Origin of the sequence: Sinomonas atrocyanea, from assembly GCF_001577305.1 — a bacterium.
Lineage (GTDB): Bacteria > Actinomycetota > Actinomycetes > Actinomycetales > Micrococcaceae > Sinomonas > Sinomonas atrocyanea.
In genome coordinates this window covers 1,021,985-1,044,429 of the sequence record NZ_CP014518.1, presented here as the reverse complement: position 1 = coordinate 1,044,429, position 22,445 = coordinate 1,021,985, and the positions used below count along the sequence as shown (strand labels likewise).

Annotated in this window: 22 protein-coding genes, 1 tRNA gene and 1 pseudogene; 10 read left to right on the top strand and 14 right to left on the bottom strand. The window is 67.2% G+C overall.

Features of this window, described 5'->3' with window-relative positions:
• Positions 1 to 119 precede the first annotated feature (119 nt).
• The 4 genes from SA2016_RS04945 to SA2016_RS04930 all read right to left on the bottom strand — a co-directional run bounded on the left by SA2016_RS04945 (position 120) and on the right by SA2016_RS04930 (position 5,193).
• A complete protein-coding gene (locus tag SA2016_RS04945; RefSeq protein ID WP_084249326.1) occupies positions 120 to 1,901 on the bottom strand; it encodes a DUF2334 domain-containing protein in 1,782 nt (593 codons plus the stop codon).
• A 65-nt stretch (positions 1,902 to 1,966) separates the two neighbouring features.
• On the bottom strand, positions 1,967 to 3,157 hold the full coding sequence (gene wecB / locus SA2016_RS04940) for a non-hydrolyzing UDP-N-acetylglucosamine 2-epimerase (RefSeq protein ID WP_066496035.1): 1,191 nt from the start codon (positions 3,155 to 3,157) through the stop codon (positions 1,967 to 1,969).
• A 51-nt stretch (positions 3,158 to 3,208) separates the two neighbouring features.
• Entirely contained in the window at positions 3,209 to 3,859 is a 651-nt protein-coding gene (locus SA2016_RS04935; protein ID WP_066496030.1) for a LamG domain-containing protein, read from the bottom strand.
• On the bottom strand, positions 3,856 to 5,193 hold the full coding sequence (locus SA2016_RS04930; protein WP_066496027.1) for a glycosyltransferase family 2 protein: 1,338 nt from the start codon (positions 5,191 to 5,193) through the stop codon (positions 3,856 to 3,858). The genes SA2016_RS04935 and SA2016_RS04930 overlap by 4 nt, the downstream gene beginning before the upstream one ends.
• A 737-nt stretch (positions 5,194 to 5,930) precedes the next feature.
• On the opposite strand from SA2016_RS04930, the gene SA2016_RS04920 reads away from it, so the two are divergent.
• Together SA2016_RS04920 and SA2016_RS04915 are read left to right on the top strand one after the other, a co-directional pair.
• Positions 5,931 to 6,170 carry an STAS domain-containing protein gene (locus tag SA2016_RS04920; RefSeq protein WP_066496016.1) on the top strand — a complete coding sequence of 80 codons (240 nt, stop codon included), beginning with the start codon at positions 5,931 to 5,933 and terminating at the stop codon, positions 6,168 to 6,170.
• Between the two features lie 550 nt (positions 6,171 to 6,720).
• Positions 6,721 to 7,446: an AfsR/SARP family transcriptional regulator gene (locus SA2016_RS04915; RefSeq protein ID WP_066496013.1), complete on the top strand. Its 726-nt coding sequence runs from the start codon at positions 6,721 to 6,723 to the stop codon at positions 7,444 to 7,446.
• A 427-nt stretch (positions 7,447 to 7,873) separates the two neighbouring features.
• On the opposite strand, the gene SA2016_RS21345 is transcribed toward SA2016_RS04915, so the two are convergent.
• The 5 genes from SA2016_RS21345 to SA2016_RS04895 all read right to left on the bottom strand — a co-directional run bounded on the left by SA2016_RS21345 (position 7,874) and on the right by SA2016_RS04895 (position 10,319).
• Positions 7,874 to 8,029 carry a hypothetical protein gene (locus SA2016_RS21345; RefSeq protein WP_157089115.1) on the bottom strand — a complete coding sequence of 52 codons (156 nt, stop codon included), beginning with the start codon at positions 8,027 to 8,029 and terminating at the stop codon, positions 7,874 to 7,876.
• Between the two features lie 53 nt (positions 8,030 to 8,082).
• On the bottom strand, positions 8,083 to 8,364 hold the full coding sequence (locus SA2016_RS04910) for a hypothetical protein (protein WP_066496010.1): 282 nt from the start codon (positions 8,362 to 8,364) through the stop codon (positions 8,083 to 8,085).
• A 105-nt stretch (positions 8,365 to 8,469) separates the two neighbouring features.
• Positions 8,470 to 8,649 (bottom strand): helix-turn-helix transcriptional regulator, encoded by a 180-nt coding sequence (locus tag SA2016_RS04905; RefSeq protein ID WP_066496007.1) that lies wholly within the window; start codon positions 8,647 to 8,649, stop codon positions 8,470 to 8,472.
• A gap of 182 nt (positions 8,650 to 8,831) precedes the next feature.
• Positions 8,832 to 8,902: transfer RNA gene (locus SA2016_RS04900), tRNA-Thr, on the bottom strand.
• A 25-nt stretch (positions 8,903 to 8,927) separates the two neighbouring features.
• Positions 8,928 to 10,319, bottom strand: a complete 1,392-nt coding sequence (locus tag SA2016_RS04895; RefSeq protein ID WP_066496004.1) for a tyrosine-type recombinase/integrase — start codon at positions 10,317 to 10,319, stop codon at positions 8,928 to 8,930.
• 504 nt (positions 10,320 to 10,823) lie between these two features.
• Between SA2016_RS04895 and SA2016_RS04890 the strand changes: the two genes are divergently transcribed.
• On the top strand, positions 10,824 to 11,123 hold the full coding sequence (locus tag SA2016_RS04890; RefSeq protein ID WP_066496001.1) for a 3'-5' exonuclease family protein: 300 nt from the start codon (positions 10,824 to 10,826) through the stop codon (positions 11,121 to 11,123).
• 170 nt (positions 11,124 to 11,293) lie between these two features.
• A complete protein-coding gene (locus tag SA2016_RS04885) occupies positions 11,294 to 11,785 on the top strand; it encodes a hypothetical protein (RefSeq protein ID WP_066495999.1) in 492 nt (163 codons plus the stop codon).
• 376 nt (positions 11,786 to 12,161) lie between these two features.
• On the opposite strand, the gene SA2016_RS04880 is transcribed toward SA2016_RS04885, so the two are convergent.
• On the bottom strand, positions 12,162 to 12,386 hold the full coding sequence (locus tag SA2016_RS04880; RefSeq protein ID WP_066495997.1) for a hypothetical protein: 225 nt from the start codon (positions 12,384 to 12,386) through the stop codon (positions 12,162 to 12,164).
• A 427-nt stretch (positions 12,387 to 12,813) separates the two neighbouring features.
• On the bottom strand, positions 12,814 to 14,400 hold the full coding sequence (locus tag SA2016_RS04875; RefSeq protein WP_066495995.1) for a PucR family transcriptional regulator: 1,587 nt from the start codon (positions 14,398 to 14,400) through the stop codon (positions 12,814 to 12,816).
• Positions 14,401 to 14,664: 264 nt separating this feature from the next.
• On the opposite strand from SA2016_RS04875, the gene SA2016_RS04870 reads away from it, so the two are divergent.
• Genes SA2016_RS04870 through SA2016_RS04855 form a run of 4 tightly spaced genes read left to right on the top strand, consistent with a single transcriptional unit; the run spans position 14,665 to position 18,621 of the window.
• Positions 14,665 to 15,885, top strand: a complete 1,221-nt coding sequence (locus SA2016_RS04870) for an alpha-hydroxy acid oxidase (protein WP_229710755.1) — start codon at positions 14,665 to 14,667, stop codon at positions 15,883 to 15,885.
• A gap of 58 nt (positions 15,886 to 15,943) precedes the next feature.
• Complete coding sequence (locus SA2016_RS04865) at positions 15,944 to 16,861, top strand: ABC transporter substrate-binding protein (RefSeq protein ID WP_066495992.1); 918 nt, start codon at positions 15,944 to 15,946, stop codon at positions 16,859 to 16,861.
• A gap of 6 nt (positions 16,862 to 16,867) precedes the next feature.
• Complete coding sequence (locus tag SA2016_RS04860; RefSeq protein ID WP_084249323.1) at positions 16,868 to 17,857, top strand: amino acid ABC transporter permease; 990 nt, start codon at positions 16,868 to 16,870, stop codon at positions 17,855 to 17,857.
• Positions 17,854 to 18,621 carry an amino acid ABC transporter ATP-binding protein gene (locus SA2016_RS04855; protein WP_066495989.1) on the top strand — a complete coding sequence of 256 codons (768 nt, stop codon included), beginning with the start codon at positions 17,854 to 17,856 and terminating at the stop codon, positions 18,619 to 18,621. Before SA2016_RS04860 ends, SA2016_RS04855 begins: the two co-directional genes overlap by 4 nt.
• Before the next feature lie 229 nt (positions 18,622 to 18,850).
• Here the strand turns inward: SA2016_RS04855 and SA2016_RS04850 are convergent, their stop codons facing one another.
• Positions 18,851 to 19,498, bottom strand: coding sequence for a plasmid pRiA4b ORF-3 family protein (locus SA2016_RS04850; RefSeq protein ID WP_066495985.1), 648 nt, complete (start codon positions 19,496 to 19,498; stop codon positions 18,851 to 18,853).
• A 135-nt stretch (positions 19,499 to 19,633) separates the two neighbouring features.
• Here SA2016_RS04850 and SA2016_RS21340 point away from each other — a divergent pair, with 135 nt between their 5' ends.
• Entirely contained in the window at positions 19,634 to 19,774 is a 141-nt protein-coding gene (locus tag SA2016_RS21340; RefSeq protein WP_157089114.1) for a hypothetical protein, read from the top strand.
• A gap of 316 nt (positions 19,775 to 20,090) precedes the next feature.
• Positions 20,091 to 20,279 carry a hypothetical protein gene (locus SA2016_RS04845; RefSeq protein ID WP_066495979.1) on the top strand — a complete coding sequence of 63 codons (189 nt, stop codon included), beginning with the start codon at positions 20,091 to 20,093 and terminating at the stop codon, positions 20,277 to 20,279.
• 59 nt (positions 20,280 to 20,338) lie between these two features.
• On the opposite strand, the gene SA2016_RS04840 is transcribed toward SA2016_RS04845, so the two are convergent.
• Together SA2016_RS04840 and SA2016_RS04835 are read right to left on the bottom strand one after the other, a co-directional pair.
• Positions 20,339 to 20,956 (bottom strand): hypothetical protein, encoded by a 618-nt coding sequence (locus SA2016_RS04840; RefSeq protein WP_066495977.1) that lies wholly within the window; start codon positions 20,954 to 20,956, stop codon positions 20,339 to 20,341.
• A gap of 344 nt (positions 20,957 to 21,300) precedes the next feature.
• A pseudogene (locus SA2016_RS04835) lies at positions 21,301 to 22,353 on the bottom strand (PDDEXK nuclease domain-containing protein).
• Positions 22,354 to 22,445 lie beyond the last annotated feature (92 nt).

Genomic DNA, 22,445 nt, shown 5'->3' with positions numbered 1-22,445 from the left:
CGATTCGGTCGAGGGAGGTCCGGAGCAGCGCGACGGCAGCGTGCTCGAAACCGGGCGTCCTGAGCTGTACAGGGATACCCGTCATGGACGGCTCAACGAGCCACGAGGCCGCCGCTTTCTCATCTCAGGTCGCCGACCGGGACGAACGTGTAACCGAGATCCTTGATGCCGGTGACCGCCTGCTTGAGCAAGTCGAGGCTCAGGTAGGGATGGAAGAAGAAGCTGGCAGTGGACTCCCGGACGACCAGGTTCGCTTTGGCCCGGTCGATGATGTACTGCGGATCCCGGATGGCGTGGTTGTTCTGCTCCGTGACGGTGATATTGCCGAGGTCTTCGGGATACACCGTGGTGCCGTAGATGTCGTGGACGGTGTACGGGAACTGCTGGCTGTCGGAGCGGGTGGTGATCTTCTTGCCCGAGATCATGCCGGCGTAGTAATCGGACTGCTCGTACCGCGCCTTGTACACGGCGGCGATCGCGGCATAGGCGTTGACGGATGCGGAGTAGTGCGGGGTCTCAAAGATGGTGGGTGTGCCCAGGCCGGCGTCGATCATCACCTGCCGGCCGTATTCGATCCGGGTGATTTGCTGCTCGACACTGTCCTCCCCGACCGGGCCGATCTTGGTGATGTAAGAGTCAGCCTTGCACTCCCCGAATTTGTAGGGCGGCCGGTCGGTGTCGGTGCAGCCGTACCGGTAGAACTCGTAGTCCTCACCCGATCTGCCGCTGTACGGGTTATTGAGCGTGCCGTACTGATGGGTGGTGCCGTGCTGGATGAGTGTTCCTCCACGCGCTTGCATGTACTTCAGCGCCTCGACCACCTTCGGTCTGTCGAGCAGGCTCAGTCCGTACCAGCCGTCCTTGCCGGGGATGCGGGCCACATCGACGGGAATGACAGCCACCTGGAAGGGCACCCCTGCATCGTGCAGATAATCGGCGACCTTCCGCAGATCGTTGGGATCGGCTTCGGGGCCTACATCCTCCAGGCGTAGAGCAGCTTGCCGCACCGGTTGCGTCCCCGGCGCGAGCAGGTCGTAGTACAGGTCCGAGAAGATCAGGTAGAGGTCGTTCTCGTCGATGTAATTGAGGGGTATCTCGGCCACGTAGGTCAGGTTGCCTGAGCTTACTGCCCAGGCCAGTCCGGTCGCCGGTGGTTCACCGGGGACGTTGCACGAAACAGGGTGCTGCGGGTCGCCGCACACGATGGTCGCAAGGGTCCGGGCCTTTCCGGGGTCCACAATGCGTGGACTGTAGACGGCGTCGGAGTCAAGCGTGTTGCGGTGCACAGAACGGCCCTTGTACGACACGGATTTCACTTGGACGTTGCTCACCTCCAGAGGGGCGGTGGGATCCCAGCCGTACCGGGACACGAACTCCGCGATCGAGCCCAGCTCGTCTCCGACGAGCTTATTGATGTTCTGCTCCACCCAGAGGACGGGCACGGTGCCCTTTAGGACGTCGGTGAGGAAGGCCTTCGGCGGTGTCGCCTTGGAGTCCGTTCCGAGGTAGACGACGGCGTCGAAGTCCTTCATCATGTCCGCGGTGTAATCGCCCACGGCCGAGACCTTGGCCTCACCGAAGTGCGTGGCCAGATTCCCAGCCTCAATGCCATACAGTTCGGCGTCCTCCGAGGTGGTACCGGTGCCGTCGTAGAGCACGAGCGTGCGCTTCCCGTCCGGTCGGCCGAAGCGCGGCGAGAACGTGGCGGTCTTCACCGCCGATGCGTCGGCATCGGAGTTCGTCACGGTGGTGAAACGCCGGGCGAGGGGGGAGTTCTCTCCGTCGACGAGGCTGTCGTCGGTGAGGCCGAAGACCGCGGTCGCGGCGACCAGGGGCAGGGACACCAGGGCGATTACCCACCACACACGCCCTCTTCTGGACAACTGGTACTGCTTCTCCATGGATTCTCCTCGAGGGCGTGGGTGGCGGCTCCGCTGGCCGGCGTGGATTCCGGGTCCCGCGACTTTCAGGCGACGGGGACGGCTGCTGCCCAGTCTTGGAACTCCTGCACAGTGTCGTCGTGTCCGTAGTGGCGGGCCAGGGCCCGCACCGTCCGCTCGGCGGCGTGACCGTCGCCGTAGGGATTGAGCGCCCTCGCCATGCGCCGGTAGGTCCGTTCGTCCTTGATGAGGATGGACACCGCGTCCACGATCGTCTCCTCGTCCGTGCCGACCAGTTGCACGGCGCCCACGGCCACGGCCTCCGGCCGTTCGGTCGTATCCCGCATGACCAGCACCGGCTTGCCCAGCGAGGGCCCCTCCTCCTGCACTCCGCCGCTGTCGGTGAGGATGATGGAGGAGCGCTCCAGCAGTGCGCAGAACTGAGCGTAGGGCAATGGTTCCGTGACCAGGACGCTGGGGCAATGCTGCACAGCAGGCAGGATCGCTCCGCGCACCAGGGGATTGCGGTGCGCAGGGAAGACGAAGTCGTGGTCCGGGTGCGCTGCAGCCAGCCGGGCGATCGCCCGGCCGACCTGACGCAGCGGTTCTCCCCACGATTCACGGCGGTGTGCCGTCACGAGCACCACGGGACGCCCCGTCGCCAGCCGCGCGCCCAGTGCGGGGTCCTCGATCCTCGGCCGGGATGCAACCGTGATGAACAGGGCGTCGATAACCGAGTTTCCCGTCACTACGATCGAGTCGGAAGGGACGTTCTCGTGCAGCAGGTTGTCCCGCGCGGCCCACGTTGGAGCCAGATGGAGGGACGCCATCTGGCCGGTGAGGCGACGGTTGATCTCCTCTGGGTACGGCGAGTACTTGTTACCCGTTCGCAGTCCCGCCTCGGTGTGCACCACCGTGACGCCGGCGTAGAAGGCCGCCAGGGACGCGGCGAAAGTCGTCGTCGTGTCGCCCTGCACCAGAACCGCATCCGGTCGGTCGGCGTCGAAGACCTGAGCCAGTCCCTGCAGCGTCCGCGTCGTGATCTCGGTCAGCGTCTGACCGGCGGCATGGATGTTCAGGTCCTGGTCCGGGACGATGCCGAAGGACTGATTGACCTGGTCCAGCATTTCGCGGTGCTGGCCCGTAACGACCACGCGGACCTCGAAGCGCGGGTCGTTGCGCAGTGCGATCACGAGAGGCGCCATCTTGATGGCCTCGGGCCGTGTGCCGTAGATCGCCGTGACGGAGATGGGCGTCCTGGGGAATGAGTGGGACATGGGATTGCTCCTGATGCGTTGGGTGTCCGGTTGAGAGCTCGAAGGCCCTGTTCAGCCGGAGGCGGCGTGGAGGATGTCCAGGTGGGTGAAGCGGACTCTTGCGTCCTCGGTGTAGAGGCCGATGGTTCCGCCGCGGTACGGTCTTTCGTCGTCGGTAATGGTCGCGAGCTCGCGCCCGTCGACGCTCACCGTCATGCGTGGCCAGTCGTGCTTCACGCGCACGCGGTAGTCGTGGCCGATGGGGAACTTCGGTTCCGCGCCAGTGGTGATGAAGCGCTGATTGCCGGGATAGGCGGGGTCCTGCTTGGAGATCTCCCACCCGTTAGGCTTGAGTGCCACGGCGTAGAAGTGCTCGTCGTCGCGGAGGTTCCAGAGCACCCAGCCCACTTCCCAGTCGTTCGGCGGGCCGTTCCGCACCTGGGCCTCAGTGTGCACCGTCACCTCGAAGGTGGGGTCCATGTAGGAGCTGGCGGTGTGCACGAGACCGGCGTGGGTGATGTCCGCGGAGGCGGCCGACTTGGGCTGGAGCACGACCTCGTCGTCATTGCCCGAGGCCTCGCCGTCACCGGTGTACATCACGGTCCATCGTCCGTGGACCTCACCGTCCGACCATGGGCCGGTGTCGCGCTGGCTCAGGCCGACCGGGACGGCGATGGAACCTACGAGGAGGATGGCGGCGCCCAGGAATAGGGATGTCCTCATGTCGATGCCGCCAGCGGATGGTCCAGCTCCCGTGCGGTCTGGTCCTGATCGTCTGTGGTCCGGTCCGTCTTTGCCCAGGAGTTTCGGCCCGCGAGGGAGCGGAACGCAGCCTTCCAGCCGGCGACATACCAGAGGACGGCGTAGCCGACGTAGACGTGCAGGACCACGAGGGCGGTCAGCGGACCGAAGCCGTGACCACGTTCGTGACGCCAGTAAACGGCCCCGTACATCAGTGCGGGTCCGAAGGCCACAGCGTAAGCCGAGACCCACCACCACGAGAAGTCCAGAGACCCGGTGAAGACGCCAATGCCGACACTGACGATCCATAGCACGAAGGCGGCGCTGAGGAAGGAGGCGAGCAGGAGGAGGTAAGGGCTGGTCAGGTGATAGAGCAGGTCCACGCGGCGCGCGCCGGTCAGATCCCGCAGCACCCAAGGGACCAGCGTCCAGGACTGCAGGTGCCCCTGGAACCACCTGGTCCGCTGTTTGACCCAGCGCCGGGCGTCCACGAGACCCTGCTGGTGCACGGCCGAGGTGGAGCAGAATTCTATGTTCCACCCTCTGATCAGCAGCCGCACGCCGAGGTCGAGGTCCTCCGAGAGGCTTCTGGACCAAGGCTCGGGGCCGAGGCTGTTGAGGGCTGAGAGCCGCACGAACTGCCCGTTGCCACCCAGCCCCACGCTCCCCAAGTGCCGGCGACCGCGTTGGAAGACTTCGGTGTAAAGCACGAACTCGATGTCCTGCATGCGGGCCAGCAGGTTCTGGTGGCGGTTGTTGATCCGGACGCCGATCTGGACGGCGCCCAGCCGAGGATCGGCGAAGAGCGGCATCACCTCGTCAAGGGCCTGCGGCTCCATCCTCCCGTCGGCGTCCACGACGCAGACGGCGACGTCCGAGGGGTCGGTGCAGGCGCCGAGCGCCCCTGAGCGGATGTGTCGGATCGCCGCGTTCAGCGCTTCACCCTTACCCTGACGGGCGGCCGGCAGTCGTCGTTGCAGCAGTCTGACCCGGGGATCGGGGTGCGCTCGCACGATGGACGCTGTGCCATCGTCCGAGCCGTCGTCGATCACCAGGATCTGCATCCGCGGGTAGTCCATCTCGACGAGCCGATCGAGGCTCGCCGCGATGACCCGTTCCTCGTTGAGGCAGGGCACTACGAAGATGACGGCTTTCTCGGCCGCGGTCGCGGGGAAAGTCATCGATCGACGTCGCGCGGACGCCGGTTCGAACCGGGACAGCACGAGCATCAGCACGCCGTACAGGACCGACAGGAGCACCAGGCCCACGGCCAAGATCAGGACGATGTCGATGCGCTGGCCATACAGAATCATCATGGTCTTTGTTCCCTGCGCCCGTGCTCCGTGGCAGCCGCCCGCGGAGTCGATGTGGCGCCACGGTGCCGCGGACTGCGGACCGCCCGATGCGGCTGGTACGTCGTGCGCGAGACGCCTGCGGACGGAGCGAACCGCGCCAGAAGGCCTGACACCACGACGGCACCGAGCATGAAGAGCAGGTAGGAGAGGAACAACGCCATCGAGACCATGAGCAGGAATCGTCCCACTAGATGGAGCGCCGACTGTGCGGCCTCCGCCGACACTAAAAGGCCCATGGGCATGACAAGGTATGGCATGTGAAGCCGACCTTTCCCCCCGGAGGGACCAACGATTTCCCTGTCAGCATCCGGTCCACACCTCCGTCACTGCTCCTCGAGCAGGAAGTGCAAGGCTGACTGCCCCGGATGGCCCTCGGGAAAGAAGAAAAAGGAACACGGTCTGCCTCTAATCACGAGCGGCTTGAGGTCCGTACAGCTAAGATCCGGAGCCGTGACACACGCGTGACCGAGGCGTGATCGCCGGCTGGAGCGTTCCAAACAGGCAGGGCAGTCTGCAGAGCCAGGGCTACGTGGTACTACTCAGGACAACCAGCGCCTGCGCGCCCAGCGGGCTGGCTTCCTCGAGCCGCGCGAGCGCCCGTTCCAACCAGCAATGCAGGCAGAACAGCAGCACCACTTAAGAACGGGGCGCGGACCAGGGGCCGTCCCGGAACGAGGCACACACCGGGGGGCAGATAGATGGACAGCCTCGACGGGTTCTACGTCACCGCCGTGCGCGACGGATTGCACTGGGACAACGTCCAGGGCTTCCGGGAGCGCGTCGCACAGGAGCTTGAGGCGGCCTGCCTCCGGCTCCTAATTGACCTCAGGGGCACCGTGCGCGCGGACTCCACAGGCCTCGGCGCACTCCTGCAGGCACACACGCGGGCGCACAGGGCGGCGGGGAACTCTGCCTCGCGGGCGTGGATGAGGACCTGAAGACCCGGGCGGAACGCCTGCAGACCATCGAAATGGTGCCAGGAGCCTAGACTGTGGCTGGGGGACAACACATAGCTCAGTCCGGTCGACGGACTCCGGTCGGCCTCCCAGAAAGGCATTCGACCCATGGGACGGACATCCGAATCCGGCGGTGGCGACGGCCCGCGTACCACTGGCCTCGAGGAGCTGGGCGCCCTCGTGCTGCGGGTGTGGCGTGAGCCCGCCCCTGGAGGCGGCCTGAGGCTAAGGATCTTCGCTTCAGAGGGGCCGTCTGACCCCGTCGAGGCGACCACCGCCGCTAGTGTCGAGGCCGCGATAGAGGTGGTCCGGGACTGGCTCTCGAGACGGGAAGCCGGCGCGCGATAGGGCGGGAGGCGTCCGACAGCAGCCTGCTGTTTGGTTGACAGTTCCGAAAACGCGGCAAAAGTCCATTGACTCGGCTATCCCGCCGTAGCCATCCTTGTCGCGTTTAGTCCGACGCGGCGTTCTATGGGCCGTGCTGCACTTTCGGCGGTTGCCGGGGACTCGGGCGAGTATGGGGGTGAGTGCGATGTCGTGGGAACTGCGCCTCCTGGGGTGCTGGCAGCTGCGCGGGGGCGGGTCGGCGCAGGACGTGGGGATCCGGCAGCAGCGGCTGATCGCGGCCCTGGCCCTCCTGGGCCCGCGGACCCGCGGCTATCTCGCCGGCATCCTCTGGCCCCACAGCGGCGAGCCGCAGGCGGCCAGCAGCCTACGCGCCACCGTGTTCCGGATCAGCCACCAGCTCCCGGGCCTCCTGGCCGAGGACAGGGACCCGCTGTGCCTCTCGGACGAGGTACGGGTGGACGCGCACGCGCTGCGCGATGCCGCCCAGGGCGCCCTGACTGGGACGGAGCCGCTCCCCGGCCTGGCCGAGCTGCTCGGCTACGCAGAGCTCCTTCCCGGCTGGTACGAGGACTGGCTCCTATACGAGCAGGAACGGTTCCGCCAGCTGCGTATGGCCGCGCTCGAGGCCCACGCGGCCCGCCTCCTAGGCGAGGGCCGGCACCAGGCGGCCATCGCCGCGGCCCTGCACGCCGCTGCGATCGAGCCCCTCGACGAGTCCGCGCAGGCCCTCCTGATCCGGGGGCAGGTGAGCGCCGGCAACGAGGCCGGCGCCTACCGCACCTACGAGGACTTCCGCAAGCGCCTCGCCCAAGAGATGGGCCTAGAGCCCTCCGACAGGCTCACCCAGCTGCTCCCGGCCGGGCCACCCGGCCGCAGGAGGCTCCCCCCCGGCCCGGAGCAGCCAGCGTAGATCGGGCGCCGGTAACACAGATGCAACGCGGACCGCGCTCCACTCGCTGCTGGACCGGGCCGCGCTGGCCGGGGCCTCAGCGGCCTGGCCCCGGTCCGGCTTGTCAGTGCGTGGGGCATAACGCTGCGCTGGGCGGTTGCCGTGGACTCGGGCCAGTATGGGGGTGAGTGCGACGTCGTGGGAACTGCGCCTCCTGGGGTGCTGGCAGCTGCGCGGGGGCGGATCGGCGCAGGACGCGGGGATCCGGCAGCAGCGGCTGATCGCGGCCCTGGCCCTCCTGGGCCCGCGGACCCGCGGCTATCTCGCCGCCATCCTCTGGCCCCACAGCGGCGAGCCGCAGGCGGCCAGCAGCCTACGCGCCACCGTGTTCCGGATCAGCCACCAGCTCCCGGGCCTCCTGGCCGAGGACAGGGACCCGCTGTGCCTCTCAGACGACGTCCGGGTGGACGCGCACGCGGTGCGCGAGGTCCACCTCGAGGACGGGGCTGCTGTCCGTGTAGAGGTCGTGCCGGATCGCGTACGAGAGGATCTGGTTCAGCACGGTCTTCGCGAGGCGCGCGTTCGTGTAGCCCTTCCCGTCCACGACGAGGGAGCGGAGAAACGAGTCACAGGTCGAGGTCCTGATCCCGTTGATCTTCAGAGCACCGAGCTTGGGCTCGATGTGCCGACGGACCGGCCGGCGTACTGGTCCCGGGTCTGCCGCCGCATACCCTTGGTCGGAAGCGAGACGGCGTTCCCGATGGCGTCCACCTGGACCTCGGGCACCTCGATGCTGGCCAACCACCGCTTCGCGACTTCGCCGAGGGTCGGGGTCTCGACAGCCTGCCGCCCGTTGTCCTGACGGGCGCGCATCGCAGCGAGCAGGGCATTCTCCGCTTTGCCCTTCGTAGGCCCGAACCTGCTGTACGTTCGGGTCATCCCGTCGTAGTCCCTGAAACGGCGGCTGGCACGCCACCTGCCGGCATCCTCGTCCTTCCTCGCTGATCGCGCCCCAAGCGCCCAGGGGCAGGCCAGCCCGGGCCATCACGCGACCTCAGCAGTGGAGGCGATCCGCGCCTCGACGTTCGCGCGCGCGTAGCGGACGTGGCCGTAGGTCTTCAGTGCGGGAGGGCCCAGCCCGGGCGAGCGCCGGTTCCACACTGTTTTGGGCGCGATCTGCAGCCAGGTCGCAACCTGCTCGGTGGTGAGGTACTGCTCGGGCATGCCCTGGTTGACGCTTGATTCGAGGCGTCTCGTGCTCTTCTCCGTGGAGAGCCCTATACGGAGTAGACCCTGACGGCGGTCGCACCCGTGGATCGATGCGTGTCGTAAGCGTGTAGTGAGCCATCTATGGAACAAGAGAACCCCTCTCGATCAGGCGAAATGCCAGGTCAGAGAGGGGTTCGTGGAGCCCCCTGCCGGATTCGAACCGGCGACCCTCTGTTTACAAGACAGATGCTCTGGCCAACTGAGGGCTCCCAGGGACGAGAGATCCTTGGAATTCAGCGGCTTCCGCGGCCCCGTCGCCCAGGAGGGGTCGCGGAGCGCGCGGAAATAGGGGGAGGAATAGGGGGAGGTGCCGCGGCGGGGGCAGGGCTGGTCGCCACCTGCACGATCTCGCTGTCGCTGTACGTTGGAAACGCCTGCTCCATCCTGACCGCGACGGAGGCGTTGGAGAGGCGGCTGCTGACGTAGGTCCTCATCGTGAACCCGACGTCAGAGTGCCCGAGGTAGCGGGAGACCAGGGCGACGTCGTTGCCGATGCCGAGCAGCCAGGTCGCGGCGTGGTGCCGGCACGCGTAGCGGGAGACGGGCACGGCCTCGAGCACGGGCACCCCGTCGCGGACGCCCTCCCGGACCACTCCGGCCACCTCGAGAAGGCGCTTCCAGATGGCGTAGTCGAGGCGGGGACGGATCGGCTGGCCGTTGTCCTGGACGAAGAGGAACTGCGGAGCCTGCTCGCCGGTCCCGCGCCAGGGGTTCCACGCCTCCCCGGCGGCGCGCTGCTGCTCGATGAGGGCGGCTCGGCGTGCCTTGAGGGCCTCCAACACGAAATCGGGGAGCACGAGGGTCCGCTTCGAGGTCCGCGACTTCACCGGGACGAGGATCAGGCCGCCGGAGCCGGAGTCCTGCTGGAGCTGCTGGTAGACGCGCAGCAGGCCCTTGTTCCAGTCGATGTCCTCGACCTGGATGGCGAGCGCCTCCCCCGGCCTGAGGCCGACGAAGAGGGCGAGCAGCCAACGCGCCTCGTACGTCGAGTCAAAGGCGAAGTGGAGCAGCAACTGCTCCACCTGCGCCGGGTCGATCTCGACGATTTCCCCATCGTGCGGCGCCGGGCGGAGGTAACGCGGCACAGGATTGGCGCGCACCATCCTCCGTTCGAGGGCGAAGTTGAAGGCGCTGTTGAGCAGGCTGTGGATGCCTCGGCGCGCCGATGCGCCGAGGAGGGCCTCCTCGCGGAGCGCAGTGAAGAAATCTTCGAGCCCTTCGGCTGTGACCTCGTCGGCGTCGAGGTCACCGATCCCATACTCGGGGTGGTTGACGTGGATCCGGAGGTGGTCGGAGTAACCCCTGCTGGTCTTCGGCTTGTGCCGACCGCGCTCGACCTTGAGCTTGTGATCGATCCATCCCGAGACGATCGCTCCCACGGTGCTGCTGCCGAAGACGGCGACATTTCGGGTGGGTGGATGGGGCTCCACGGCCTCCTGCTGTGCCGCTCGCTCATTTCGGACGTCCTCGGGGTGTTCCACGAGGTGCCTGCGTTTCAGGTCAGCTTCCCTGCGGGTCTTCGCCCAGAAGTACTTCCGCTGGCCGTCGACGGTGACGTAGCCCTTCCATCCATCGCTCGCCTTGGAGATGCTGCCGGTCTTCTTACCGCGTCGCTGTCCCGCCATTCCCGCCTCCGGCTCATTTCAGTTTCGAAGCCAGAGCAGGTGATGTCCCGTGGTCCGGCTGGGAGCCCTAGCGAATTGCCGGGAATTGTACCGTGCCATTTCCGAAAGTAAAGATGAAGGTTGTCCCGCGCCGGCAGGAAGAGCCGTGTGTCATTCACTGAGCCCGCTGGTTCCGGCGGGTCCGCTTCAGGCGCTCCCAATCTCGGCCTACGGTCTGCATTTCCTGGCCTGCTCTCGTCCGGCAGAAGGCAGAACCTACGAGGAATCCGCGGAGATCGGAAACCCAATGCACGGGCCGCACTGGCCAGCGCCGAAAGGGCTGTTGACGAAGCGCTCAGGCGCCGCGCTGCACATGGGGCTGAAGCCATCCTCCCTCGGCCAGCAGGCTAACGGGCGCGAGTGACGACAGGCAGGACGGCAGCGTTGTGCCTGTTCCACAGCTGTAGGCCCTCAGCAGTAATGTGGTGGAGCCGGCATCACCGCTAAGCCGAGAGGGAGCCATTCGTGTCGCTCGGCTTCTGCGCCATCGACTTCGAGACGGCGAACAGCCGCAGGGGCTCGGCATGCTACGTGAGGATGACCCGCGTGCACGGCGGGGCGGTCCTCGTCGAGGAGTCCTTCCTCATGTGGCCGCATTCGAGCCTCGGGCGTTTCAGCCTCGGCAACATCGCCGTCCGCGGGATCACCCCGGACATGCTCCATGCGGCGGGCGCTCCGTGCTGGGTAAAGCCGAACGCTTTTAGCGTGGTCTTTACTCAAGAGTTCCGTCATCTGTCCTCCCGGATTCGACACGCACTTACTTGACGTAGGGTGGATTATCGGCGTGCCGGACAGCATGTGATTCCGGATGTGGTCGGACCCCTAAGGGGGCGCCTGGTCCGCATACATGTCACACAGCCTGTCGGAGCTGTGTCCCTGGGCGACGTGCGCGGCGTACGCTGGGCGGACCCGCACTTGATCTTGTGGAGGCTTCCATGGGGACGACGAACTCCGACGCTAGGGCGGCCGTATCGGCGGCCGAAACAGCGATCCAGCACTCGATCGACAGAATCGAATCAAGTCTGGACAGGGTTGCCCCGCAGATCAGGGGACGGCTCGACGGAGTCCTCACCGCGCTCCGGCATCAGCTCGACACGCTTGCCCCAGTGGGAGAGGACTTGGGCCAAGCAGCCGCGAAGGGCGCCCAGAGGGCCGAATCTGCGGCGAGAGCAGCGACGGCCCGTCTGGCGAAGGCCGCTGAGCGCCTCGCCGACGCGGTCTCCGAAGCCCCGGTGCCGGCGAGCCGAGGAGCAGTCAAGGCCGGTCAGAAGGCCATCGCAGACGCGGCGCGGTCCGCATCTGGTGAACTCCGGCGCGCCACGGGCAGGAGCCGAAAGGCCGGCCCCGTGGGGGCGATACTCCTCGTCGCAGTGGTTGCCGCAGTCCTGTTGGCCCGCAGCCTGTTCCGGCGGTTCGGCGAGAGCTAGTGCTGCCCCGCCCGACCGCGCTCTGGCCACCACGGCAGGCGGTATGCTGCGGGCTCCACCGGTGCTGCACGTGGGCCGTGCCGTATACATGGAGGACGGAAGGACCACCCAATGAGCCCTCTCCCCCACCTTCCGATCCCTCGCGGTGTGCCCACTGGCGCGCTTGGGCGCCCAGCACCGGCGCCGAGCAGTCTCGACGCGCTCGATGCACCTGCGACGGGCCGTACCCGTGCCGCAGCCCGTCGTGGACCGTGGCGCGCTCCTTTTGCTTGGTGACCCTCGGGTTGCCGCTCCAGAGCCAGGCCGGCCCGCCAAGGACGCCTGTCTGCGAATGGGCGGGCGGAAGCAGTCAGCACTTCCCTTGCACTCCTGACTTCTACTCGAGCCTGTAGACCTCGTACTCGCCGAGCTCGATGAGGCGCCGCTCCCCGACGTGCGAGACGGCCCAGAACAGGCCCATGGCGGGGTGGGTATCGACGACTTGGCCGGCGAACCGGCGTACGCCTCCGACCCGGGTCTCAATCTCCATCCCCGGCCGCAGCTCCCAGCACTCCGTGATGCGCTCGATGGCCGGCGGCGCCGGAGGTGTCTCTGTGCTCATGGTGTTCTCCCTTCTGCGTGTCCCCGCACTGCACTACCCGGCAGTAGGGGCGGCCAGTCTGAAGCGCCGGTGAACAGTGCAGGAACGCCCATCTTGCGGGCCTCATCGTTTGGGACGTTGTGAAGGGAATTCGCTTGGGGCGACCTGATGCGGGCCACCTCGAGACGGCTGCGAGCTGGCGGTGGCGGGCCGTGTTGGCCCGGCGAGCCAGGTGCGCTGTGAGTTACTGCGGGGCGCCGAGTACGGGTGGCAACTCGCGTCCTGCTGGCTCCAGCGGAGCCATCGTCCTGCAGCAGCCGGCGCGGAGATTGGCCTGATCGTGCATGGCCCGAGGACGCGCTGGCCGGCGCCGGTGAAGCCCAGAGGCGGCGGGACAACATTCCCCGGGGGCGCCTCTCCCTGCCTCTCTACGGAAAGCCACGCCATGTCAGTTGTGTCTGGCCCAGAGTTGCAGCCACACCAGCAGGCGGGTCTCAGGGTCGTCGAGGTCTATGCCGAACAGCGGCTCGATCCGCGAGAGCCGATATCGGACGGTGTTCACGTGCAGTCCCAGCTTCTTCGCAGCTTCGATCGCGTTCCTTCCGGCGTCGAGGTGCGTGCGGAGTGTTTCCTCGAAGGACGTCTTGTGCTCGGCATCGTACTCGGCGATCTTTGTGGCGTATTCACCGGGGAGATGGCCGGCTTTCTGCAGGTCCATGACGATCTGCCGCAGGTGCAGCCTGGAGCCCAGCAGCTCTCTGTCGGCGACCACGCCGCCGGACTGTGGGGAAATCCGTCCTTCGTCGAGGTCACGAATCAGCTCGCCGAGCACCGCTTCCGCACCTGTTCGCGACTGTTCGAGTTTGCTCAGCGCGGCGGGGGCGCCGATGCCGGCAACCACCGGTATGGAGAGCAGGCGCGCGGCATTTTGGACTACTCGGAGGATGGCTTCCTGGTGAAACCTGTGCAATGAATCGTCGGCCTGGGGCAGGACGACGTAGACGATGTTGTCGGCAAGCCCGCAGACGGCGGTCGGGAGCCGCACAGCGCAGGACGTTCGCACGATGTCGAACAGGCGCAGCCGCGATTGCAGCGTCTGGAGTGCGCCGGGCCCCGGCTGCAGGGGCCACGAGCTCAGAGCCGCGATGCGCACCGAGGTTGAGGATATGCCTAGTTTGAGTGCTGCCAGCTCGGCCCGTGCGGGTTCGAATAGCAGGGGCTTCACCAGGTCGACCTGCCTCGTCAGGTTGGAGACGAAGGCAGTGCGGCGGTGCAGGAGGTGGAGGGCCGCGACGTTCGCCGCCTCTCTCATCACGCGGGCGGTGTCGCCGCCGATGCTCGCGGCTGCAGTCAGCAGCCACAACGAGCCCAGCACTGAGTCGCCCGCTCGGATGGCGATGGCGCAGCGCCTGAGGCCCGGCTCTTCGGTCTCGACATCGACTACGTCGACAGCGGCGTGCACGCGCCGGTAGTCGAGATCGTTCTGCTCGGTCTGGGGAACGTGGAGCCGCAGGATCGAATTGCGCCTGGTTTCGTCGATTGGCTGATCCGGCAGGGTCGAGTAGGCGAGGATGGTCTGCTCCGGATCGGCGATGGCGATTGCCCCTCCGGCCAGTGCGGCCACGGTATTCGCCAAGTCGAACAGGTCGCCGGGGCGGATGTCCACAAGGGTTCTTCCGCTGGAACGGTGCGGGGCGATCGCCGCGTCGATGATCTCTGCGAGCTGGTTCCACGGCGTCGAATCGGCTGCGCGGAAAAGGGCTATGCCCGCGGCCCGGGCCACCTCACGGAGGCGCTCGTCCGAGGCGCCGTTCGCCTTGTAGACGAGGGCGACGTAACCGGCCTCCTTTAGGTCCTCCAAGCGCTGCCGAAAGCGTTTTCCCGAGAGCGAGAGCCCAATGCCCAGGGCCACGGCTCCGGGGAAGCGGGGCGGCTGCGCGTTCGGGTCGTAGAGGACCGATCCGGACACGCAGCGGTCGCCGGCGTCGGCGGCCTCCACCAAGCTCGCGAATTCCGTTCCGATGAGCCTGCCCATCGAATGCACGGTGGGCAAGCGGTCCTGTGGGGCTTCGGCAGCAGGGAATCGCACCGCAGGGCGTGGCCCAGTGCCGCGGGATTGGTAGTTGCTCACAATCGGTCTGCCTCCTGTTCGTCGGGACGTCCATAGTGAGATAAGACTTCCGATTCTAGGCTGGGCTCAGGCCAGACGGCCGCAATCTTCGAAAGGTGCCCCGTGAAGCTCAGCGACATCAGACAGCTCGTACAGGTCAAGGCACCGGTGATGTCGAGACGACGCAGAGTGTTGGCTAACGCGTACAACGTAACGGAATTCCGCACGGCCGCCCGGAGGGTCCTCCCCGCGGGCATCTTCGACTACTTGGACGGCGGCTCCGAGGACGAGGTCACCCTGCGGCGAAACCGGGAGGTATTCGAAGCGTGGGGTCTGATGCCATCGTGGGGGCCGGTGTCCGGGCCGGACACCACCACTTCCCTGCTGGGGAGGAGGAGTGCGCTGCCGCTGACGCTCACGCCGACCGGCGCGACGCGGCTGTTCCACCCCGAAGGCGAGCTGGCTGTTGCCAAGGCAGCGGAGGCGGCCGGCATCCCGTACGGTCTGGCAGGGATGAGCACCGTAGCGATGGAATCGATCGCCGAAAGCTTCCCCGGCCTGGACCGCTGGTTCAACTTCGGACTCTCCCGGGACGCCCCCTCCCGCGACCAGAAGCTGGCGCGCTGCAAGGCGGCAGGCTTCGATACCCTGATCGTGGGGGTCGACACCCGCGCCCTGGGAGCCAGGGAACGGGACCTGCACAACGGCTTCACCGCTCCGCCGAGCCTGACCCTATCCACCCTTGTGGACATCGCCAGCCGTCCCGGCTGGTGGGCAAACTTCCTGCGCTCGGACGGACTCAGCTTCCCCAACCTATCTCCACAGGGACCGAACCCAACGGTCACGCCCTCAATGTGGCAGCAGATCCTCGGCCATTCAGACTCGGGCAACGGGTGGGGGGAGCTCGAGGCACTGCGGGAAGCCTGGGACGGAAAGATCGTCCTCAAGGGCTGCGTGAACCCGGACGACGTTGCGCGGGCGGCCGGCATCGGCCTGGACGCAGTACAGCTGAGCAACCACGGGGGCCGCCAGCTCGACCACATGCTCAGCCCGATGGACGTCCTGCAGGAATCCCGCCAGCGGGTGGGAAGCGCCATCGAGATCTACGTCGACTCCGGCATCCGCCGCGGGAGCGACGTCGTCAAGGCCCTCGCCCTCGGTGCCGACGCCTGCGCGATCGGCCGGCCCTACCTCTACGGCCTGGTCGCCGCCGGCTCCCAAGGGGTGGGCCGGATCATCGAGATCTTCTCCGAGGAACTGCGCCGGACCATGACACTCGTGGGCGTCTCCACGGTCGCCGAGCTGAAGGTCAAAGGATCAGAAGTCGTGCGAGACCTGAGAGGGGCCATGAAGGAAATGGACGGGGCCCCGTCCCGCGCCGAAGGCGCATCACTGCTCACCACCAACTAACCGTCCCCCTGCTATCGCCTGGCTCCGACGGGCGAGCTGACAACATGAAGGATTACGAATGCGCCTCAGCTACACCGTGCCGGCCCTCACCGCTATGGCCGCGCTACTCCTGACCGGATGCGTCGACAACACCGGGTCGGCCGCGGCCGCCCCGCCCGGGTCTGCGGGATCATCCGGTTCCACGAACACGGCGACCGTCAAGAAGGACGACGCGATTGCCGCCCTCCTGCCGGACAAGATGAAGAGCGCTGGAACGCTCAACGTCGGCATGGCCAACAACTACCCGCCCAACGAGTTCAAGGACCCCAGCGGCCAGCCCGCAGGCTGGTCCGTCGACCTCACCAACGCGCTGGGCCAGAAGCTCGGGCTCAAGGTCAACTTCGACATCGGAACGTTCGACAACATCCTGCCGGCCGTGAAGGCCGGGAAGGACGACATGGGGATGTCCTCCTTCAGCGACACCGTGGAGCGAGAGAAGCAGGTCGATTTCGTCAACTACTACTCCGCCGGCATCCAGTGGGCATCCCCTGCGGGCAAGACGGTCGACCCGAAGAACGCCTGCGGCCTCAAGGTCGCGGTCCAGGCGACCACGTATGAAGACACCCATGAGGTTCCGGCCAAGTCCAAGGCCTGCACCGACGCAGGAAAGCCGGCCATCTCGGTCTTCAAGTTCGACACCCAGGACCAGGCCACCAATGCCCTCGCGGTGGGACAGGTCGACGCCATGAGCGCCGATTCGCCCGTGACCCTCTACGCCATCTCCCAGACGAAGGGTAAGCTGCAGACCGCCGGGGATGCCTTCGAGGTTGCCCCTTACGGGATGCCGGTCGCCAAGGACAGCGCCTTCAAGCCTGTGCTGCAGAAGGCCCTCCAGGCCCTGATCGACGACGGCACCTACCAGAAGATCCTTTCCAAGTGGGGTGTCGAAAGCGGCGGGGTCAAGACCGCCACCGTCAACATCGCTTCGAAAGGCTAACCATCCATGAATCCCCGGGACCCCGGTCTGGCAGGCGCAGCCGAAACTGAAGCTGAAGCCCTGGATGCCGGGCAGGAAGGCGAAGCGGTCAAGGCGGTTCCGCTGCGTCATCCGTGGCGCAACCTCGTCGCGGTCATACTCATCGTGATGCTGGCCGTCTTCATCATCGACGCAGCGCAGCGCGAGGACTACGGCTGGGCCGATGTGGGCAAGTACCTCTTCGACAAGCGCATCAGCGCAGCTGCTCTGGTCACCTTGCAGCTGACGGTCTACGCGATGGTCCTCGCGATCATCCTGGGTCTGCTCCTGGCCATCATGCGCCTCTCCCCCAACCCCGTGCTGAAGAGCATCGCCTGGCTGTACATCTGGGTCTTCCGCGGCACACCCGTCTACGTGCAGCTCGTCTTCTGGGGCATCATCCCGCTGATCTACCCCGACCTCACCCTCGGGATCCCATTCATGACCCCGTGGATCTCGGTACCCAACAGCATCTTCACCAACCTCTTCATCACGGCGGCCATCGGACTGGGCCTCAACGAAGCCTCATATATGTCTGAAATCGTCCGGGCCGGTCTCCTCGCCGTGGACGCGGGCCAAGAGGAAGCATCCCGCGCCCTGGCGATGTCCTGGGGGCAGACCATGCGCTACGTCGTCGTGCCCCAGGCAATGCGCATCATCGTCCCGCCGACAGGCAACGAGATCATCTCCATGCTGAAGACGACCTCGCTGGTGGCCGCGATCCCCCTGAGCATCGATCTCTACGGGGTATCGCGGGGAATCTCCGCCGTCACCTTCACCCCAGTGCCGCTGCTGATCGTCGCCTCCCTCTGGTACCTGCTCTTCACCTCGATCCTCATGGTCGGCCAGCACTTCATCGAAAAGCGGTTCTCCCGGGGATCTGGCCAGCGAAAGGAAGACAGGCAGCCAGAACCCGGAGGAGCGCCGACGGTGCTCCTCCCGACCGCGATCGGCAATGAAGCAGGAGGCAAAGGATGAGCCACGAACCGATGGTGCTCGCAGAACGGGTCTCCAAGAGCTTCGGAACCAACCGGGTGCTCAGGAGCATCAGCCTTAAGGTCGATCCCGGCGAGGTGCTGTGCATCGTCGGGCCCAGCGGCTCGGGCAAGTCAACATTCCTCCGGTGCATCAACCACCTTGAACGGGTCGACGCGGGCCGACTCTCCGTGGAAGGACAGCTGGTGGGATACCGCCAGAAAGGGGACAGGCTCTACGAACTCAGGCCGATTGAAGCAGCGCACCAGCGTCGCGACATAGGCATGGTCTTCCAACGGTTCAACCTCTTCCCACACCTCACCGCACTGGAGAACATCATTCTGGCGCCCACGAGGGTGAAACGAAGTCCGAAGACCGAGGCAACGGCGCGGGCAATGGAACTCCTGGCCCGCGTCGGCCTGGCCAGCAAGGCCAATGAATACCCAGCCCACCTTTCCGGAGGCCAGCAGCAGCGCGTGGCCATTGCACGCGCCCTCGCGATGGACCCGAAACTGATGCTGTTCGACGAACCGACCAGCGCCCTCGACCCCGAACTGGTCGGCGAAGTACTCGACGTGATGAAAGAGCTGGCCAGGACCGGAATGACCATGGTCGTGGTCACCCACGAGATGGGATTCGCCCGGGAAGTTGCCGATTCACTGGTCTTCATGGACGGAGGGATCGTCGTGGAGTCCGGAAACCCGCGCGACGTGCTGACGAACCCGCAGCACGAGCGGACAAAGGCCTTCCTCTCCAAGGTGCTCTAGCCCCATCCCCAGCCCCGGCTCCGAAGCTGAAATGGAGTCCCCGGCGCCAGGCTCGTGGGGTCTTCCCCGGAATAGCAGTGTGCGACGACGATCATCGCGACTCCGAGTCTCGCCATGTCGTCTCTTCAGCGGCGAAATCGAGCGCCGCGGCCTCCCCCGCGGCTCAGAACAGTGCTCCGGAAGGATGATGAGCGGTGCACCGTCGGACGGCCGCCGGGTGCCTCCACGATCAGCCTGCGGAAGCCCTCTCCTCGAGGGCTGCTGCGACCTTGCGGTTGAGGTCCTCGGTGTCGAACTCCTCGGGGTCGTAGGGATCGTCGGTGCCGGTCATCTCGGCGACCCACTCGCGGCTCTCGGCGTGCTCGTGATCGTCCGGGTCGGCTAGCACCTCAAGGAGCTCCTCGTACCCGGGCACACCGCCGGAGTCCTCCAGCGGGCCGCGGCGTGCCCCGTCGACCACGGACGCCGCAGGGCCGGCTGCAGGGACGGGCCTGGACTCGAGGAGCTGCATCCTCAGCAGCCAGCTGTCGCCGAAGTCGTACTCATAGAACGCCGTCCCTGCCCCCTGCGCGAGCAGCGTCCCGAGATCGAGCTCCTCCTCGGGCCTGTCCTCGGGATCCTCCACGAGGTCCCGGGGGAGCCATTGCAGGGGCCAGTCGACCTCCCCGTCCACCGGCCGCAGCCGCTCGTACGGGTCCCTGTCGGTGAACCGGTGCAGGTGCGCGTCCTCCCAGCCGAAGGCCGCCTGCACGACGTCGTGGACCCGGTCCAGGGACATGGAGGAGCCGAGGTCTAGGGTGCGCCAGATCGGCGGCACGCTGAGCTCGAGCTCGAAACGGACCCTCAGCGTCTCCCGGCCCGGGGCTGTATCTGCCATGCGCCCATCCTCCCAGAGCCCGCCCACCCATGGGGACGGTCCATTGACGGCGGTCCCAGGCCATGGTGTCCTGAACGGCACGGCCGCCGACGGCGGCAGCCGTGCCCTCTATCCGCCCCGAAGCTCAGGAGTGCCATGGTCAACGACGACCCAAGCGACACCGCCCCTTCCCCGACGAGCCAGGACCTCTCGCAGGACTTCGACTTCGGACCCGAGCAGACTGTATGGGACGAGGAGGACGGCCTCTTCGACAGCGAAGAGATCGTCGTCGGCTGACGACGCCCTCCCCCGCTGGCGCTCCACTGCAGCCGGGCACGGCACGATGCGGAAGGCAGGACCCCGGCCGGTCGACGTCACTGAGCCGGCCGGGGTCCCGGCTCGGGCGCCCGGCCGTGCTCCAGCCCTGGGCTGGACGCCTGGGCACCGGGCTCCGTGCCCCCGCGTGCCGCGGTGCCCGCCGCTGCTCCCGCCCAGTGGTCCAGGACACTTGGGAGCCCCTCTCCCCTGTGCCGGTCCAGGAGCCGGATGCTTTGGCCCGTGCCACCTCCTCGGCAAAGGCGCGGCGGGCTGTTTTTGCAGAAGCAGGCGATCAATGACGATCATCGCCGAGTCCCGGTCGGCCTCCTCTGTGACGCCCGCAATGACGCGGCTCCAGGAGGAGTCGGATCCCGTAGGCAGGGAAGAGCATGCCCTCCGCGCCCTCACCAGGGCCGGGATGAGCCGACAGACCGAACGGGAACAGATCAGGCGCCTCGCCGGCGGCGACATCTGGTCCGGCTGAGCGACCCGGGCACAGCAGGACATTGCGCCGGTGCGGCCCGCTCCTCAGCCGAATGTGCTCTAGTCGAACATCGTCCGGAAGACGGCGATCTTCTCCCCCCGGGTGGCTGTGCCGAGGTCGAGGACCATGACGCCTCTTGAGAGCGGTTCGAAGCCGAGGTCGGCCCAGACCCTGCGCAGCTTCGCCTCGGCGCGCTTGCGCTCCAGGCCCTCGGTGTCGTCCATCGGGGCAGCGATCGCCGCGGCGAACATGGCACCCGGGGCGAGGGCCGCGAGGGCCTCCGCCGCGAACCAGCGCCCGATCCCCCGCCGTCGCCAACCGGGCTCGAACTCGACGCTGTCCAGGACCAGGAACCGGTCGCCCTGCCCGAGCAGGGACTTCTGCAGCGGCAGGGCCGGCTCTCCGGTGCACGGGTCGAGCACTGCGGCGGCGGCCGTGCCGAGGCCCGCGTCCTCGCCGTCCAGCATCTCGGCCATCTCCGGCAGCCCGAGGACACAGCGGACGATAGCCGCGTGCCCAAGGATCTCCGGGTCCATACCGTCGTCGTCCCCCAGGACCAGGGCCGCCGTCCACTGCTCGACGGAACGGTCTGCCTGCGGTCCCCGGCTGCGACGCAGTGCGAGGTCGAGCCGCAGGCGGGCCCCAAGGCCCCCGTCAGCGCCCGTGCTGAGATCCATGGGCCGAACACTATCGCCCGCCGGGGCGGCAGCGCGCCCGTCTGTGCCGAGCGCAGAGGACCGGGCGGGCTGCGAGGGCAGGCAGCCCGCGCCAGGCACATCACTGCCTGGGGAGCGCCTTGGGGAGAGGTACCGCTCTGGCCACGGCCGCTGCTGCGGACCTTCCTGCACGGAGGGGGCGCAGCCGCCGTGGAAGGGCCAGGGATGCCGGCCCCTCCACGGGTCGGGCGGGGAACCACCCCGCCGGCTGAGGGCTGGCCAAGGGACAGGAGCCGCCCTCGCCACGACCCACTCTGGCGCACGACCTCAGCCGCTGGTTGCCGCCGCGCCGGGAGGAAGCAGCGTCAGGAGTCTGCGGGGGCGGCGACGGTGCCCTGGTCGAGCGCGGCGGTGATGGCCTCGGGAGACGGGAGAGCCGCCCTCTCCTCGGCCGGCAGAGTGTCGTAGGTGTAGGCCGCGACGGCAACCGGCGCGGCGGAAGCGTCGAGCGCGTACCGGACGGTCTGGTCGTTCTTGGACCCGCAGACCAGGATCCCCACCGTGGGTGCGTGATGGGGCAGGCGGAGCATGCCGTCGACGGCGGCCACGTAGAAGTTCAGCTGCCCCAGGTGCTCGGGCCGGAACCTCTTGGACTTCAGCTCGACCACGACATAGCGGCTGGAAGGAATGTGGAACAGCAGCAGGTCGATGAAGTAGTCCTCGTCCCCTTCGATGCTCAGCCGCTACTGCCGGCCGACGAAGGCGAACCCCGGCCCGAACTCGGCCAGGGTCTGAGACATCCGCAGGGTCATCGCCTCCTCCATGGCCCGCTCGTCGGCTTCCTCGGTCAGGCCGAGGAAGTCCAGCACGAGCGGGTCCTTGGCGACCTCCTGGGCCAGGTCCGTCCCCTCCCCCGGCAGGCGCGCCTCGAGGTTGTTCGGCGCCGCCCCGGCCCTGGTGTGGAGGCGGGTGAGGATGTGGTGCTCGAGCACGGCCCTGGACCAGCCGTGCTGAGCGGCCTTGGCGGCGTACCAGTACCGCAGTTCGCTGTCGCGGAACTTGTCCAGGAGCACCGTGATGTGGCCCCAGCCCAATTGCGCAACAGGCTGTTGCGCGATTGGGCCGCTGTCGGCCCAGGCCGAGGCGAAGGTCCGCATGTACGTGAGGTTGCGGGGCGAGAAGCCCTTCATGTGCGGGAACTCGGCCCGAAGGTCCGATGCCAGGCGGCCGAGGACCTTGCTGCCCCACGGGGCGGTCTCCTGCCGGGCGAGGATCGTGCGGCCGATGCTCCAGTAGAGCTCGATCATGGCCGTGTTCACCACGCGCTGGGCACGGTGTTGGGCGTCCCTGACCTGGTCCTTGAGGGAGGCTAGGGCTTCCGGGTAGCCGGCCGGCAGGTCGCGTTCGAGCTGTGCCATGGGTTTCACCCTAGCCGCCAGGTCTGGCGGCACTGCCGCAGCTCAGTCGCGCAACGGCCTGTTGCGCGACTGAGCCGAGCCACACCTGCGCC